15 protein-coding genes are annotated in these 14736 nt (G+C 73.2%); 11 read left to right on the top strand and 4 right to left on the bottom strand.

Translation table 11 applies throughout. The annotated features are described in order from the left end of the window. Positions 1-112: 112 nt before the first annotated feature. Together ACFYR0_RS13130 and ACFYR0_RS13125 are read right to left on the bottom strand one after the other, a co-directional pair. Positions 113-796 (bottom strand): gamma-glutamyl-gamma-aminobutyrate hydrolase family protein, encoded by a 684-nt coding sequence (locus tag ACFYR0_RS13130; protein ID WP_389325819.1) that lies wholly within the window; start codon positions 794-796, stop codon positions 113-115. A 54-nt stretch (positions 797-850) separates the two neighbouring features. Further along, positions 851-1582, bottom strand: coding sequence for a FadR/GntR family transcriptional regulator (locus ACFYR0_RS13125; RefSeq protein ID WP_389325816.1), 732 nt, complete (start codon positions 1580-1582; stop codon positions 851-853). 84 nt (positions 1583-1666) lie between these two features. Here ACFYR0_RS13125 and ACFYR0_RS13120 point away from each other — a divergent pair, with 84 nt between their 5' ends. Genes ACFYR0_RS13120 through ACFYR0_RS13105 form a run of 4 tightly spaced genes read left to right on the top strand, consistent with a single transcriptional unit; the run spans position 1667 to position 6122 of the window. Next, complete coding sequence (locus tag ACFYR0_RS13120) at positions 1667-3025, top strand: glutamine synthetase family protein (protein WP_389325813.1); 1359 nt, start codon at positions 1667-1669, stop codon at positions 3023-3025. 17 nt (positions 3026-3042) lie between these two features. Then, positions 3043-4410: an aldehyde dehydrogenase family protein gene (locus ACFYR0_RS13115; RefSeq protein ID WP_389325810.1), complete on the top strand. Its 1368-nt coding sequence runs from the start codon at positions 3043-3045 to the stop codon at positions 4408-4410. Further along, positions 4407-5198 (top strand): 3-oxoacyl-ACP reductase, encoded by a 792-nt coding sequence (locus ACFYR0_RS13110; protein WP_389325807.1) that lies wholly within the window; start codon positions 4407-4409, stop codon positions 5196-5198. The genes ACFYR0_RS13115 and ACFYR0_RS13110 overlap by 4 nt, the downstream gene beginning before the upstream one ends. A 27-nt stretch (positions 5199-5225) precedes the next feature. After that, a complete protein-coding gene (locus ACFYR0_RS13105) occupies positions 5226-6122 on the top strand; it encodes a DUF2510 domain-containing protein (protein WP_389326269.1) in 897 nt (298 codons plus the stop codon). Between the two features lie 215 nt (positions 6123-6337). Here ACFYR0_RS13105 and ACFYR0_RS13100 read toward each other — a convergent pair whose 3' ends face one another. After that, on the bottom strand, positions 6338-7540 hold the full coding sequence (locus tag ACFYR0_RS13100) for an amino acid deaminase/aldolase (protein WP_389325804.1): 1203 nt from the start codon (positions 7538-7540) through the stop codon (positions 6338-6340). A gap of 269 nt (positions 7541-7809) precedes the next feature. Between ACFYR0_RS13100 and ACFYR0_RS13095 the strand changes: the two genes are divergently transcribed. From ACFYR0_RS13095 to ACFYR0_RS13085, 3 genes are all read left to right on the top strand, one after another. Then, positions 7810-9069: a hypothetical protein gene (locus ACFYR0_RS13095; protein ID WP_389325801.1), complete on the top strand. Its 1260-nt coding sequence runs from the start codon at positions 7810-7812 to the stop codon at positions 9067-9069. Beyond that, a complete protein-coding gene (gene mycP / locus ACFYR0_RS13090; RefSeq protein WP_389325798.1) occupies positions 9066-10235 on the top strand; it encodes a type VII secretion-associated serine protease mycosin in 1170 nt (389 codons plus the stop codon). Before ACFYR0_RS13095 ends, mycP begins: the two co-directional genes overlap by 4 nt. 423 nt (positions 10236-10658) lie before the next feature. Next, on the top strand, positions 10659-11390 hold the full coding sequence (locus ACFYR0_RS13085; protein WP_389325796.1) for an SseB family protein: 732 nt from the start codon (positions 10659-10661) through the stop codon (positions 11388-11390). Between the two features lie 61 nt (positions 11391-11451). Here ACFYR0_RS13085 and ACFYR0_RS13080 read toward each other — a convergent pair whose 3' ends face one another. Beyond that, complete coding sequence (locus ACFYR0_RS13080; protein ID WP_389325793.1) at positions 11452-11808, bottom strand: DUF1844 domain-containing protein; 357 nt, start codon at positions 11806-11808, stop codon at positions 11452-11454. A 364-nt stretch (positions 11809-12172) separates the two neighbouring features. Here ACFYR0_RS13080 and infC point away from each other — a divergent pair, with 364 nt between their 5' ends. From infC to ACFYR0_RS13060, 4 genes are all read left to right on the top strand, one after another. Continuing rightward, positions 12173-12838, top strand: coding sequence for a translation initiation factor IF-3 (infC, locus tag ACFYR0_RS13075; RefSeq protein WP_389326266.1), 666 nt, complete (start codon positions 12173-12175; stop codon positions 12836-12838). 111 nt (positions 12839-12949) lie between these two features. Beyond that, complete coding sequence (gene rpmI, locus ACFYR0_RS13070) at positions 12950-13144, top strand: 50S ribosomal protein L35 (protein ID WP_004933563.1); 195 nt, start codon at positions 12950-12952, stop codon at positions 13142-13144. Between the two features lie 101 nt (positions 13145-13245). Beyond that, a complete protein-coding gene (gene rplT / locus ACFYR0_RS13065) occupies positions 13246-13629 on the top strand; it encodes a 50S ribosomal protein L20 (RefSeq protein ID WP_389325790.1) in 384 nt (127 codons plus the stop codon). A gap of 175 nt (positions 13630-13804) precedes the next feature. Next, positions 13805-14653 (top strand): TrmH family RNA methyltransferase, encoded by an 849-nt coding sequence (locus tag ACFYR0_RS13060; protein WP_389325787.1) that lies wholly within the window; start codon positions 13805-13807, stop codon positions 14651-14653. Positions 14654-14736: the final 83 nt, after the last annotated feature.

Here is a 14736-nt window from a genome sequence, read left to right as displayed (position 1 = left end):
ACTGCGCGAGCAACCACGCACGGCCGCAGCCCGACGACAGACCCAGGCACCCCGCCGAACCGCCGGTCAGGCACCCGTCGAACCGCCGGTCAGGCGCCCGCCCAACCGCCGGTCAGGCACCCGCCGTGACCAGCGCCCGCATCACCCGAAGGTCCTCGCCCATCTCCGGGTGCCACTGGACGCCGAGGGCCCAGTGGGGGGCGGGCAGCTCGACGGCCTCCACCGTGCCGTCGGGGGCGTGGGCGGAGGGGATCAGGCCGTTGCCCAGACGGTCGACGGCCTGGTGGTGGTGGGTCGGGACGTCGGTCTCCTCCGGGACGGTCGCCGCGTACAGGGTGTCCGGGACCGGCTTCACCCGGTGGGTGCCGAAGACGCCCGGCGCCTCGGCATGGCCGTCGATGTGCTGGGTCAGCGTGCCCCCGAGGGCGACATTGAGCAGCTGCATGCCCCGGCAGACGCCGAGCAGGGGCAGGCGGGCGTTCAGCGCGGCGTCGATCAGGGCCAGTTCCCAGGCGTCGCGGGCGTGCGCGGGCGGGCCGGTGCGGGGGTCGCGGGCGGCGCCGTAGCGGGCCGGGTCGACGTCGGGGCCGCCCGCGACGACCAGTCCGTCGAGACGGGCGACGGTGGCGGCGGCCAGGTCCGGCTCGTCCGGCGGCAGCATCGCCGCGAGGCCGCCCGCGCGCTGGACGAGACCGGCGTAGCCGGCCGGCAGCAGGGCCGCCGGCAGCTCCCAGACACCCCAGCGCACGCCAGGCTCCAGATAGGTACTGATCCCGATCAGCGGTCTGTCCGCCATACGCCCTCCCAGGCCGTCAATGGACCGTCCGTGTACCTTTCCCGCGCGGCGGGGTCAGGTGAGGAATCCCCGCAGCAGTGCCGCCGTCCCCGCGCAGTGCTCGCGCATGATCTCCCGAGCCGCGTCCGCGTCCCCGTCGAGCACCGCCTCGACCAGCGCGGTGTGCTGGCGCTGGGAGTGCTCCAGGTTGCGCACCAGCAGCGGGATGCAGTCGAGGAGGTCGTTCACCGAGGCCCGCACGGCCGCGTACTGGGCCGCGAGCGAGGGGGAGCCGGACAGCTCGGCGAGCGTGAGGTGGAGCAGGGTGTCCAGCCGCCGGTAGTCGCCGAGGGGCGCGTCACGGGTGCGGGCCAGGGCCTCGCGCAGCCGGGCGGCCCGCTCCTCGGTCAGGCCGTGCGCCGCGCACAGTTCGACCGCGCCCGTCTCCAGCACCTCGCGGAAGCGCAGCACGTCCTCGACGTCCACCCCGGCGACCCGGCGCCGCAGCTCGTCCTCGCCGCCGCCGTCGGCGCGGGCCAGCACGAACGTTCCGCCGTAACGCCCGCGCCGGGACTCCACCAGGCCCTGGTCCTGGAGCACCTTGAGCACCTCGCGCAGGGTCACCCGGCTGATGCCGAGCCGCTCGGCCAGCTCCCGCTCGGCGGGCAGCCGTCCCCCGGCCGGCACCAGGCCCAGCCGCACGACCTGGAGGATCTGCTCCAGGGCCTCCTCGAAGCCGTTGCCCGCGCGCACGGGCCGCAGCACCGGGGTCAGCCCGTCCGCCCCGTCGGCCGTCCCTCCCGGCATCGCCGCGCCCCCTTCCCAAGCAATGGTTCTCCGCAATACCTTATGGCTTCCGGCTGACCCAAGGAGCCTTAAGGAGGCTTTCCCGTGGCAGACCGCACACCGCCGCTCGGCGTCGAGGAACTGCACGCCCTCGTCGCCGCCGGTGAGATCGACACCGTCGTCCTGGCCTTCCCGGACATGCAGGGGCGGCTCCAGGGCAAGCGGTTCGCCGCGAGATTCTTCCTCGACGAGGTGCTCGCGCACGGCACCGAGGGCTGCAACTACCTCCTCGCCGTCGACGCCGACATGAACACCGTCGACGGCTACGCCATGTCCTCCTGGGACCGCGGCTACGGCGACTTCGCCATGCACCCCGACCTCGCCACCCTGCGCCGCGTGCCGTGGAACCCCGGCACCGCCCTGCTCGTCGCCGACCTAGCCTGGGAGGACGGCAGCCCCGTCGCCGCCGCGCCCCGGCAGATCCTGCGCCGCCAGCTCGACCGCCTCGCCGAGCGCGGCCTCACCGCCCAGGCGGGCACCGAGCTGGAGTTCATCGTCTTCAAGGACACCTACGAGCGGGCCTGGGACGCGAACTACCGCGGGCTGACCCCCGCCAACCAGTACAACATCGACTACTCCATCCTCGGCACCGGCCGCATCGAGCCCCTGCTGCGCCGCCTGCGCAACGACATGGCGGGCGCCGGGCTCACCGTCGAGTCCGCCAAGGGCGAGTGCAACCCCGGCCAGCACGAGATCGCCTTCCGCTACGACGAGGCCCTCGTCACCTGCGACCAGCACGCGGTCTACAAGACCGGCGCCAAGGAGATCGCCGCGCAGGAGGGCGTGTCGATCACCTTCATGGCCAAGTACAACGAGCGCGAGGGCAACTCCTGCCACATCCACCTGTCGCTGACGGACGCGGACGGCGACAACGTCTTCGCCTCTCCAGCCGGCATGTCCGAGGTGATGCGCCACTTCCTCGCCGGACAGCTCGCCGCGCTGCGCGACTTCTCCCTGCTGTACGCACCGAACATCAACTCCTACAAGCGGTTCCAGCCCGGCTCCTTCGCGCCGACCGCCGTCGCCTGGGGCCACGACAACCGCACCTGCGCCCTGCGCGTCGTCGGCCACGGCCGCTCGCTGCGCTTCGAGAACCGCCTCCCCGGCGGCGACGTCAACCCGCACCTCGCGGTCGCGGGCATGGTGGCGGCGGGCCTGTACGGCATCGAGCACAAGCTCCAGCTGCCCGACCCCTGCCCCGGCAACGCCTACACCGCCGACTACGAGCACGTCCCCACGACCCTGCGCGAGGCAGCCGAGCTCTGGGAGAACAGCCCCCTGGCCAAGGCCGCGTTCGGCGACGAGGTCGTCGCGCACTACCGCAACATGGCGCGCGTCGAGGTGGAGGCCTTCGACGCCGCGGTCACCGACTGGGAGCTGAGGCGCTCCTTCGAACGCATGTGAGGCCCTTCTTGTCAGACTTGTCCGCTCAGCTTCAGGTGCTCAACCCCGCCACCGAGGACGTCGTCGCCACCGTCGGCGCCACGAGCCCCGCCGAGGTGGACGCCGCCGTCACCCGGGCCGCCGCCGCCCAGGTGAGGTGGGCCGCCCTCGCCCCCGCCGACCGCGCCCGGCTGCTGCGCCGCTTCGCCGTCGTCGTCGACGAACACCGCGAGGAACTCGCCCGGCTGGAGGTCCGCGAGGCCGGGCACACCATCGGCAACGCCCGCTGGGAGGCGGGCAACGTCCGTGACCTGCTGGACTACGCGGCCGGGGGAGTGGAGCGGCTGACCGGCCGGCAGATCCCGGTGGCCGGGGGCCTGGACGTCACCTTCCTCGAACCCCTCGGCGTGGTGGGCGTCATCGCCCCCTGGAACTTCCCCCTGCCCATCGCCGCCTGGGGCACCGCCCCCGCCCTCGCCGCCGGCAACGCGGTCCTGCTCAAGCCCGCCGAGACGACCCCGCTCACCGCCCTGCGCCTCGCCGAACTGGCCCTCGCGGCCGGACTCCCCGAAGGCCTCTTCCAGGTGCTGCCCGGCCACGGCCCGGTCACCGGGAACGCCCTCGTCGAGCACCCCGGCGTCGCGAAGATCGTCTTCACCGGATCGACCGCCGTGGGACAGCGGGTGCTGGCGAAGGGCTCCGCCCTGCTCAAGCGCGTCACCCTCGAACTCGGCGGCAAGAGCCCCAACATCGTCTTCGCCGACGCGGACCTCGAGGCCGCCGTCGACCCGTTGTCCTTCGTCGACAACTCCGGCCAGGACTGCTGCGCCCGCACCCGCATCCTCGTCCAGGAACCCGTCTACGACGAGGTCCGCGCCCTGCTCGCCGACGCCCTCGCCGCCGTGGTCGTCGGGGACCCGGCCGACGAGAAGACCCAGATGGGCCCGCTGATCTCACGCCGCCAGCTGGAGCGCGTCCGCTCCTACGTCCCCGACGACGCCCCCGCCCTGCGCGGCGGCGCGCCCGACGGGCCCGGATTCTGGTTCCCGCCGACCGTGCTCACCGGCGAGCGGCCCGACTCCGCCGCGGTCCGCGAGGAGATCTTCGGACCCGTAGCCGTCCTGCTGCCGTTCACCGACGAGGAGGACGCGATCCGCCTCGCCAACGACACCTCCTACGGACTGTCGGGCTCGCTGTGGACCAGAGACCTCGGCCGCGCCCTGCGCGTCGCGCGCGCCGTCCGCGCGGGCAACCTGTCCGTCAACTCCCACTCCAGCGTCCGCTACTCGACCCCGTTCGGCGGGTTCAAGCAGTCCGGCATCGGACGCGAACTGGGCCCGGACGCCCTGACCGCCTTCACCGAGACCAAGAACGTCTTCATCAGCACGGAGGGCCCCGCACAGTGACCGAAGACACCCAGGACGCCGTCTGCCGCCGCCTCCTCGGCCGCACCGCCGTCGTCACCGGAGCCGGCAGCGGCATCGGCCTCGCCACCGCCCGCCGCCTCGCCTCCGAGGGCGCCCACGTCGTCTGCGCGGACGTCGACGAACCCCGCGGCAGGGCGGCCGCCGAGGAGACCGGCGGGCTGTTCGTCAAGGTCGACGTCACCGACCCCGAGCAGGTCGAGGCGCTGTTCAGAACGGCGTACGACACCTACGGCAGCGTCGACATCGCCTTCAACAACGCCGGAATCTCCCCGCCCGACGACGACTCCATCCTGGAGACCGGCCTGGAGGCATGGAAGCGCGTCCAGGAGGTCAACCTCACCTCCGTCTACCTGTGCTGCAAGGCCGCCCTGCCCTATATGCGCCGCCAGGGCAAGGGCTCCATCATCAACACCGCGTCCTTCGTCGCCAGGATGGGCGCCGCCACCTCCCAGATCTCCTACACCGCCTCCAAGGGCGGCGTCCTCGCCATGTCCCGCGAACTGGGCGTGCAGTTCGCCCGCGAGGGCATCCGGGTCAACGCCCTGTGCCCGGGACCGGTCAACACCCCGCTGCTCCAGGAACTGTTCGCCAAGGACCCCGAGCGGGCCGCGCGCCGCCTGGTGCACATCCCGCTCGGACGCTTCGCCGAGGCCGAGGAGATCGCCGCCGCGGTCGCCTTCCTCGCCAGCGACGACTCCTCCTTCGTCAACGCCACCGACTTCCTGGTAGACGGCGGGATCTCGGGGGCGTATGTCACACCGCTGTAGGCCACGTCCTACAGTGCCGGGGTGAGCATGTCACCTCCGCCCGGCTGGTACCCCGACCCGCACGCCCCCCACCTGGAGCGATGGTGGGACGGGGCCGCCTGGACCGAACACCGGCGCGGCCCCGAGGCCTCGGCACCGCCGCTGCCCGTCGCCCCGCCCGGCGCTCCGGGGCGGGCCAGGGCCGTCGCGCTGACGGTGGCGGGCGCGGTCCTGGTCGCCGCGATCACCACCGGCGCGATACTCCTCCGCGGCGACGACGAGCCCGACACCCCGGCCGACCCGGCGCCCACCACGTACTTCACGGCCGCGCCGACGACGAGCGCGCCGCCGTCCCCCACCGCCGAGGACTCCACCGACCCGTCCGTCGTCGTCGACCAGCTGAGCGGCATCACCTTCCCGCTGCCGGAGGGCTGGGTGCGGCCCGAGCACCTCACCGACAACACCGTCGTGATGACCACCGACGGCATCTACGACTGCCCCGGCGACTACGGCCTGTGCCGCCGCGGACTGGTCAGCTCCCGCACGGTCGCCTCCGACGGCGAGACCCCCGAGGAACTGGCCCTCGCCGACATCGCGGAGGCCGCCGACACCGCCTACGACCGCAACACGATCGGCCAGCGGCCCTTCGGCGGCGTGGAGTCCCACCGGCAGGTCGCCGCAGGCCCGGTCGCCGTGGCCGGACGGGCCGGGTACTTCGTGCGCTGGCGCGTGACGACCGCGAAGGGACCCGGCGGATACGTGCAGTCGCTGGCCTTCCCCGCCGGTGTCGGCGTGGAGTCACCGGTCGTCGTCCGCTTCGTCTTCGACGCCGGCGACGAGGGCCCGCCGCTCACCGACATGGACCTGATCACCGACGGCATCCGCCCGGTCGGCGACGCGGACACCGGCGGCGGAGTGGGCTCCGGAGTGGGCCCGAGCGACTGACCGACCAGGGCCCTTCTGATGGATCTCCGCGGCTGGATCTCCGCGGCGTCGCGACGCCCGGCGCGCACTCCCCCAGCGCCTCAGGGGTGTGGGAGATGCCCCCAGCCGTGCGGTACGGAGGGTCAGGCGGCTCCGCCACACGACCCTCCGCGCCGCACACCGATCGCACGCGCCGAACGCCGCTCCTACTCCCACGGAGATCCACCGGAAGGGCCCTACAGGAACGTACGGCCCTCGCCCCGGTACGTCGGCACGGTCGCCGTCACCCGGTCGCCCTCCACCAGGTGCAGCGTCTCGAACCGCTCGCACAGCTCACCGGCCTTCGCGTGCCGGAACCACACCTTGTCGCCGATCAGCAGATCGTCCGCCGGGGCCCCGAGCAGCGGGGTCTGCACCTCGCCCGCACCCTCCTGCGGGTCGTAGCGCAGCCCCTCGGGCAGATACGGCACCGGCGACCGGTCCGGGCCCGCCGCGCCCGAGGCCGGATACCCGCCCCCGAGGACGGTCACGATCCCCACGCCCGGCCTGCGGACGACCGGCTGGGCGAACAGCGCGGCCGGACGCCCGCTGAACGACGTGTAGTTGTCGAACAGCCGCGGCACGTACAGCCCCGACCCCGCCGCGATCTCGGTGACCGCGTCCTCGGCGGCCGTGTGCTGCACACTGCCCGTGCCACCGCCGTTGACGAACTCCAGCTCCGGCGCGACCTCACGCACCGCGCGCACGGCCGCGGCCCTGCGCTCGGCCAGCTCACGGCGGGCCGCGGCCTGCATCAGCCGGATCGCCCGCGACCGCAGCGGCCGCCCGGCCACCGCGTCCCCGACGCCCGCGACATGACCCTCGTACGCCATGACCCCGACGAGCCGGAAACCCGGACGCCGGGTCACCGACCGTGCCAGTTCGGCGAGTTGGGCGGGGGAGTGGCACGGGGAGCGCAGCGCGCCGACCCGCACCCGGCCGCCAAGCAGCTTCAGGGACGTGTCCAACTCGAGGCAGACCCGCACCACTTCACGTCCGCCCGCCCGCGCGGCCTCGATCAGGTCGAGCTGCGCCGGATCGTCCACCGTCACCGTCACCGCGGCGGCCAGCTTCGGATCGGCCGCCAGCTCCGCGAAACCGGCACGGTCGGCCGACGGATAGGCCAGCAGCACGTCCTCGAAACCGGAACGGGCCAGCCACAGGGACTCGGCGAGGGTGTACGACATGATCCCCGCGAAGCCGTCCCGGGCCAGGACCCGTTCCAGCAGGGCCCGGCAGCGGACGGACTTGCTCGCGACCCTGACCGGTTTCCCGCCCGCCCGGCGGACCAGATCGTCCGCGTTGGCGTCGAAGGCCTCCAGATCCACGATCGCGACGGGGGCGTCGAGGTGGGCGGTGGCCCGGTCGTAACGGGCCCGGTCAGCGGCACGCGCAGTCATGAGCGCAGCCTGCCAGACAGGATTACCGCGGGGTAGGGGGACGATCCGGGCAGATGTCTCCGGCTGGTGGGACCGGTTCCCCCAAGGCCCCGGTCAACCCGTAGAGTGACGCGCACGCACGCAGCGACGACACCGTCCGGACCGCCCGCGAGGGACCGCCCGCAGGGGCCGGCACGGCACGACGAAACGGGGGGTGCATGAGCACGGAAGCGCGACGCGCCCCCGTCCCCCCACGCCCCGCCACCCCGCCGATGCCGACCTCACCCCCGATGCCCACGGACCCCCCACCGAGCCCCGCCGCGCAGCCCGACCGCCCCCCCGCCGTGCCCGCCGCCGACCCGTCGGCCCCCGGCGCCCGCGGCGGTGCCGCTCCGGCGCCGCGTCCGTCCGCCGGGCCCCGCGACCAGGGCGGTGACGGCTCCGGCGCCGTTCGGCCGCGTTTCCCGAGCCTGCACTCCCGGCCCCGCCCGGACGCCGCCGTGACCTCCCGGCCCGGCCCGCCGCCGCCCGTCGCCTCCGCCCGCTTCCCGGACATCCCGCCGCGGCCAGGCGGCACACCGGGCGAGACGCGCGAGGAGGCCACCACCCGGCTGCGCCCCCTCCCGGCCCAGCCCCCCACACCCCAGGTCCCCGCCCCGCCGCGGCCCTGGAGCGCCCCCTCCCCGGCCCCCGACCCGGCACCCACGCCGCCGTCCCCCGCCTGGGCCGCCCCCGCCCCACGGCCCGTGGTCACCTTCGGCCTGCCCGAGATGGTCGACGACCGCCCGCGCGCCCCCCGGGGCCCGGCGCGCACCGTCGCCGCGGCCGCCTGTGTAGTCCTCGGACTCGGCCTCGTCGGCGGTGCCGTGGCCGGCAGCTGGCTGGTCGGCGGCTCCGCCGAGGAGCGCGAGCGCAGCACCTTCACGGCCGCGGGCGACCTCTGGCACAGCGTGCCCGTCGACCGCCTCTTCCCGGCCACCGTCCAGGGCACCGGCGCCGGCCCCGGCGGGGCCGACCGCACCTGGATCCGGATCGCCGTCGCCCCCGACTCCGGCTGCGCCGAGGCCTTCGACCCGCTGCTGCGCAAGGCCCTCGCGCCCGTGGGCTGCGAACGGCTGCTGCGCGCCACCTACACCGACGCCACACAGAGCCATGTCACCACCGTCGGCCTGCTGTTCACCGACGCCGACGCGAGCTCCATGCGCTCCCTGGACCGCCGCTTCGACACCGAGGACCTGGACGAGCGCACCGATCTGATGCCCCGCCCCTACGCCGCCGAGGGCACGGTCGCCGCGCGCTTCGGCGTCCACCAGCGTGCCTCCTGGACCGTCTCGGTGCTCACCGACGCCCCGGTCGTCGTGTACGCCGTCTCCGGCTGGGCCGACGCCCGTACGGTCGACGAGCCCGAGCCGGCCGGCGACGCCATCCGCGCCGGCGCGGCCGAGGCCCCCGCCCAGGCCGGACTCGGCCACGAGGCGCAGGGCCTGGCCGACCGCATCGAGCGCGGCCTGCGCAAGGACGTCGCCCGCGCCACGGAGCAGCCGTCATGACCGCGCGTGGGACCGTCAGGGCCGCGCTGCTCGGCGGCCTCCTCGCCGCCTCCCTCGCGCTGGTGCCCCCCACGGCCGCGCACGCGGACGTCATACGTGCCTCGCAGTGGGCCCTCGAGGCCATGCACACCGAGGAGGCCTGGCGGACCACCAAGGGCGAGGGCATCACCGTCGCCGTCCTGGACACGGGCGTGGACTCCAGCCACCCCGACCTCGTCGGCAGTGTGCTGCCCACCAAGGACATGGTCGGCTTCGGCGCGGGCAAGGGCGACCGTGCCTGGGCCCGGCACGGCACGGCCATGGCCGGCATCATCGCGGGCCACGGACACGGCCCCGACGGCGGTGACGGCGTCCTGGGCATCGCCCCCGGCGCCAAGGTCCTGCCGGTGCGCGTGATCCTCGAGGACGGCGACCCCTCCCGCGGCAAGGCCCGCAAGACCCGCGGCAACGCCCTCGCCGACGGCATCCGCTGGGCCGCCGACCACGGCGCCGACGTCATCAACCTCTCCCTCGGCGACGACTCCAGGTCCGCCCACCCCGAACCCGCCGAGGACGAGGCCGTCCAGTACGCCCTGAGGAAGGGCTCCGTCGTGGTCGCCTCCGCGGGCAACGGCGGCGAGAAGGGCGACCACATCTCCTACCCGGCCGCCTACCCGGGCGTCATCGCCGCGACCGCCGTCGACAAGTTCGGCACCCGCGCCTCCTTCTCCACCCGCCGCTGGTACGCCACCGTCAGCGCCCCCGGGGTCGACGTGATCATCGCCGACCCCGACCGCAAGTACTACGAGGGCTGGGGCACCAGCGCCGCGGCCGCCTTCGTCTCCGGCGCGGCCGCCCTGGTCAAGTCCGCCCACCCCGGTCTGACCCCGGCGCAGATCAAGAAGCTCCTCCAGGACACCGCCCGCAACGCCCCGGAGGGCGGCCGCGACGACTCCCGCGGCTTCGGCTTCGTCGACCCGGCCGCGGCCATCGAACAGGCGGCCCGCCTGAAGCCGGAAGGCCTCGGCTCGGCGGCCTACGGCAAGAAGTACTTCGGCGACGGTCCCGACACCCCCGGCCCCACCACCTCCACCGCCACCTGGGCAGCCCCCCTCGCAGCCACCACGGGCGCCCTCCTCCTCACCACAGCAGTACTCCTCTGGCGAACCCGCAGAAGAACCCCCTAGAAAAAGGACCGCAGAGAACAACGCCCCAGCTTCAAGGGCCGCGGGGACCTAGGCACTTTTTCAGGGCCGCGGGGAACTGCGCAGTCTTGAGGGGCGCGGGGAACTGCGCGAACAACAGGGCAACGGTCCGGCTTCAAGGGGCGCGGGGCACTGCGCGAACAGCGGCGCAACGAACTGCACATCCCGGCGCCCGCAGACGGGCCACCCCGACGGCCGCACCGGCGATCACCACGGCACAGGTCAGGGCCGACCACAGGAACCACAGGAACCACAGGAGGGGACGGCGACCGGGACGCGCTGCGGACGACGGCATGCCCGAGATCGTGGGGGCCGTGTATGCGCGGGCCGTCAGACGGACGTGACATCCGCGTACGGGAACCCTGAGAAGCGGATGAGTCCCCGGCCCCCGATAGGGTCGGACCCGTGGTGAACAAGAACATCCCCGACCCCGGCTTCGGCGACGACGACGGCTCCGCCGACCCCCGGCTGGCCGCCGCCCTCGCCGCCTGGGCCGAGGACCGTACCGCCGTAGGACCCGTGCTGGAGGCGCTCAACGGCACCCGGCTCCTCGTCCCCGTCGTCGCCGTGCTCGGCGAGGTCGAGGAGGACGAGAACGGGCTGCGCCGGGAGAAGACCAGCGACATGGCCGTGCCGACCCTGAAGGCGGGGAACCGCACCGCGCTGCCCGCCTTCACCTCGACCGAGTCGCTGGCGCGCTGGGACCCCGAGGCCCGCCCCGTGGCCGTGCCCCTGCACCAGGCGCTCCAGGCGGCCGCGCACGAGAAGGCCGACACGGTGGTGCTGGACATGTCGGGTCCGGTGGCGTTCGAGCTGACCGGTCCCGTGCTGCTGGCGCTCGCGGAGGGCCGTACGAGCACGGACCCGCTGGCCGACCCGGCCGTCGTGGCGGCGGTGCGGGCCGCGGTGGAGGCCGAACCCGCGGTGCGCGGCGCCCACCTCGGCCCGGGACAGGCGGACGGCACGCTCGCGCTGGTCCTGGACCCCGCCACGCCCCCGGCCGAGGCCGTCCGCGCGGTCGCCCGGCGGCTCGCCGCCGACGAGACACTGAGGGCCCGCCTGGTGCGCGGTCTCGACCTGGCAGTACTGCCGGCCGGGACGACGCCTCCGGGCGAGCCCCTGTTCGTACGCGACTGAGGCCGGGGCCTCGTGGACGTACGCGGGCAGGTCGACGGCCTCACCCGCGTACCGGCCCGGTCTAGCCGTAGACCGGGCCCGTGTACTTCTCGCCCGGGCCCTGGCCCGGCTCGTCCGGGACGACGGAGGCCTCGCGGAAGGCGAGCTGGAGGGACTTCAGACCGTCGCGCAGCGGGGCGGCGTGGAAGGAGCTGATCTCGGTCGTGCTCGCGTCCAGCAGACCGGCGAGGGCGGTGACCAGCTTGCGGGCCTCGTCCAGGTCCTTGTACTTGTCGCCCTCCTCGGTGAGGCCGAGCTTCACGGCGGCGGCGCTCATCAGGTTGACGGCGACGGTCACGATCACCTCGACCGCCGGCACCTCGGCGATGTCGCGGGCCATATCGTCGAAGGGGCGCGGTTCTGGGGAGGTCTCACTCATGCCCCACACGATAGGCCCCGGTGCACGCCGGTTAGCACCACCCCCGGGATGCTGCTAGCCTTGTGTGACGACCGGTTGGACGCTCGCGTGTCCGGCCCACAAGTGGAGGCTCCGATCTCCCACCCGACCGCCCTCCGGGACGGCGGGTCACCCCGGTCAGGCGGCCACCATCGTTCCGTACGGACGATGGAGTCGCCCGAAAGTGCGCCCCGCGATCTCGCGGTGGTGCTCCGGTAGTGTTTTCGGAGCCCCGCCTGTGATCGTCCGGGGCATTTTTTGTGCTTCGGCGCGGTTAGGTCTAACGCAAACACACACATCGCGGCGCTCAAGCCAGACCGTCGCGTGGTGCTACCGAGGAGGATCCATCAGCGCCGAGCCCCGCATCAACGACCGGATTCGCGTTCCCGAGGTGCGACTTGTCGGTCCCAGTGGCGAGCAGGTGGGCATCGTCCCGCTGGCCAAGGCACTGGAGCTTGCGCAGGAGTACGACCTGGACCTGGTCGAGGTCGCGGCGAACGCCCGTCCGCCCGTGTGCAAGCTCATGGACTACGGGAAGTTCAAGTACGAGTCGGCCATGAAGGCCCGTGAGGCGCGCAAGAACCAGGCGCACACGGTCATCAAGGAGATGAAGCTCCGGCCGAAGATCGACCCGCACGACTATGACACCAAGAAGGGTCACGTCGTCCGGTTCCTCAAGCAGGGCGACAAGGTCAAGATCACGATCATGTTCCGTGGTCGCGAGCAGTCCCGGCCCGAGCTGGGCTACCGACTGCTGCAGCGTCTCGCGGAGGACGTCCAGGACCTCGGTTTCGTCGAGTCGAACCCGAAGCAGGACGGCCGGAACATGATCATGGTTCTCGGTCCGCACAAGAAGAAGACCGAGGCGATGGCCGAGGCCCGTCAGGCGCAGGAAGCCCGCAAGGCGGACGCGAAGGCCAACCCCGGCCGCTCGCAGAACGCCGCGGACATCGACACCGCCGCGGAGCCCGAGGCCGCCGAGGCCCCTGCCGAGGCTTCCGCCGAGGCGTGATCCCCAGGGACGCGAGTCCCCGAGGACGTAACCGATACAAGAGCGACGCTCCACCGTGCCCGGTTTCACGACCGGGCACAGGAGCGCCACCGACGAGGAGATAACGGCGCTATGCCGAAGAACAAGTCGCACAGCGGTGCCAGCAAGCGCTTCAAGGTCACCGGCTCCGGCAAGGTGCTCCGTGAGCGCGCCGGCAAGCGCCACCTGCTCGAGCACAAGTCGTCCCGCGTGACGCGTCGCCTCACCGGCAACGCCGAGATGGCCCCGGGCGACGCCGCGAAGATCAAGAAGCTTCTCGGCAAGTGACGTGAGCGGTGCCCCCACCGGGCGCCGTACGTCAGGACCGGGACCCCATCGATTTCGGGCCGTGTGAGGACACCCACGGCCCCGCTACAAGGAGTTAACAAGTGGCACGCGTCAAGCGGGCAGTCAACGCCCACAAGAAGCGCCGGGCGATCCTCGAGGCGGCCTCCGGCTACCGCGGTCAGCGTTCGCGCCTGTACCGCAAGGCCAAGGAGCAGGTCACCCACTCGCTGGTCTACAACTACAACGACCGCAAGAAGCGCAAGGGCGACTTCCGTCAGCTGTGGATCCAGCGCATCAACGCCGCTGCCCGCGCCAACGGCATGACCTACAACCGCTTCATCCAGGGTCTGAAGGCCGCCAACGTCGAGGTCGACCGCAAGATCCTCGCGGAGCTGGCCGTCAACGACGCCGGCGCGTTCGCCGCGCTGGTCGAGGTGGCCCAGAAGGCGCTGCCGAGCGACATCAACGCGCCGAAGGCCGCGTGACGCTGCGCTGGGCTTGAGCCGAAGTGCTCGTGCGGACCCGTGGGTTGTTGCCCGCGGGTCCGTTTCGTTGAGTGGTGCAAGTGAGTGTTGAGCGGTGCAGGTGAGTTCGGCACCGCCGGAATCCGCCGACGTGGCTGATCGCCGTCGCGGCGGAAACGAGTTAGGTGATCTGTATATGCCTCCCGTGCCCCCAGAACTGATCTCTCCCCGCTCCCCCCGTGTGTCCGCCGCGCGGCGGCTCGCCAAGCGGAACTTCCGGGGCAAGGAGCGGCTGTTCCTCGCGGAGGGGCCGCAGGCCGTGCGGGAGGCGGCGGCGCACGGGGACAACCTCGTGGAGCTGTTCGCCACCCTGGAGGCCGCCGAGCGGTACGCCGACATCGTGGGGGAGGCGCGGGACGCCGGAGCCCGGGTGCACCTCGCCTCCGAGCAGGTCATCGAGGACATCTCCACGACCGTGACGCCGCAGGGGCTGGTCGGGGTGTGCCGGTTCCTGGACACGCCGTTCGAGGAGATCCTGCGGGCACGGCCCAGGCTGGTCGCCGTACTGGCGCATGTGCGCGACCCCGGCAACGCCGGCACCGTGCTGCGCTGCGCCGACGCCGCCGGCGCCGAGGCGGTCGTCCTCACCGACGCCTCCGTCGACCTGTACAACCCCAAGGCCGTACGGGCCTCCGTGGGCTCCCTGTTCCACCTGCCCGTCGCCGTCGGCGTCCCGGTGGAGCGGGCCGTGGCCGGGCTCCAGGAGGCCGGTGTGCGGATCCTGGCCGCCGACGGGGCGGGGGACCGGGACCTCGACGAGGAGCTGGACAAGGGGACCATGGGCGGACCCACCGCCTGGGTGTTCGGCAACGAGGCCTGGGGTCTGCCGGAGGAGACCCGCGCCCTCGCGGACGCCGTCGTGCGGGTGCCCATCCACGGCCGGGCCGAGAGCCTGAACCTCGCGACCGCGGCGGCCGTATGCCTGTACGCCTCGGCCCGTGCACAGCGCGCCGCCGGAGGCTGCCGCTCTGTGACCGAGAGCTAGTAGGGTGACCTGCCCGGGGGCCCCTCCCCCAAGCTCTCGGCTGCGCTGAGCGGGGAGGCACCTCCATGCCGTCTGAGAGGTGG

Source organism: Streptomyces sp. NPDC005017 (assembly GCF_042873115.1).
In the GTDB taxonomy this organism is placed as follows: domain Bacteria; phylum Actinomycetota; class Actinomycetes; order Streptomycetales; family Streptomycetaceae; genus Streptomyces.
The sequence above is the reverse complement of the archived record's forward strand: the minus strand, read 5'-3'. Positions and strand labels throughout refer to the sequence as shown.

Bases quoted from the DNA above. Each gene is read 5' to 3' on its own strand.
- ACFYR0_RS13125 (WP_389325816.1), bottom strand. From the start codon at position 1,582: ATGCCGGGAGGGACGGCCGACGGGGCGGACGGGCTGACCCCGGTGCTG.
- mycP (WP_389325798.1), top strand. From the start codon at position 9,066: ATGACCGCGCGTGGGACCGTCAGGGCCGCGCTGCTCGGCGGCCTCCTC.
- ACFYR0_RS13130 (WP_389325819.1), bottom strand. From the start codon at position 796: ATGGCGGACAGACCGCTGATCGGGATCAGTACCTATCTGGAGCCTGGC.
- ACFYR0_RS13100 (WP_389325804.1), bottom strand. From the start codon at position 7,540: ATGACTGCGCGTGCCGCTGACCGGGCCCGTTACGACCGGGCCACCGCC.
- ACFYR0_RS13060 (WP_389325787.1), top strand. From the start codon at position 13,805: ATGCCTCCCGTGCCCCCAGAACTGATCTCTCCCCGCTCCCCCCGTGTG.
- ACFYR0_RS13105 (WP_389326269.1), top strand. From the start codon at position 5,226: ATGTCACCTCCGCCCGGCTGGTACCCCGACCCGCACGCCCCCCACCTG.
- rpmI (WP_004933563.1), top strand. From the start codon at position 12,950: ATGCCGAAGAACAAGTCGCACAGCGGTGCCAGCAAGCGCTTCAAGGTC.
- ACFYR0_RS13095 (WP_389325801.1), top strand. From the start codon at position 7,810: ATGCCCACGGACCCCCCACCGAGCCCCGCCGCGCAGCCCGACCGCCCC.
- ACFYR0_RS13080 (WP_389325793.1), bottom strand. From the start codon at position 11,808: ATGAGTGAGACCTCCCCAGAACCGCGCCCCTTCGACGATATGGCCCGC.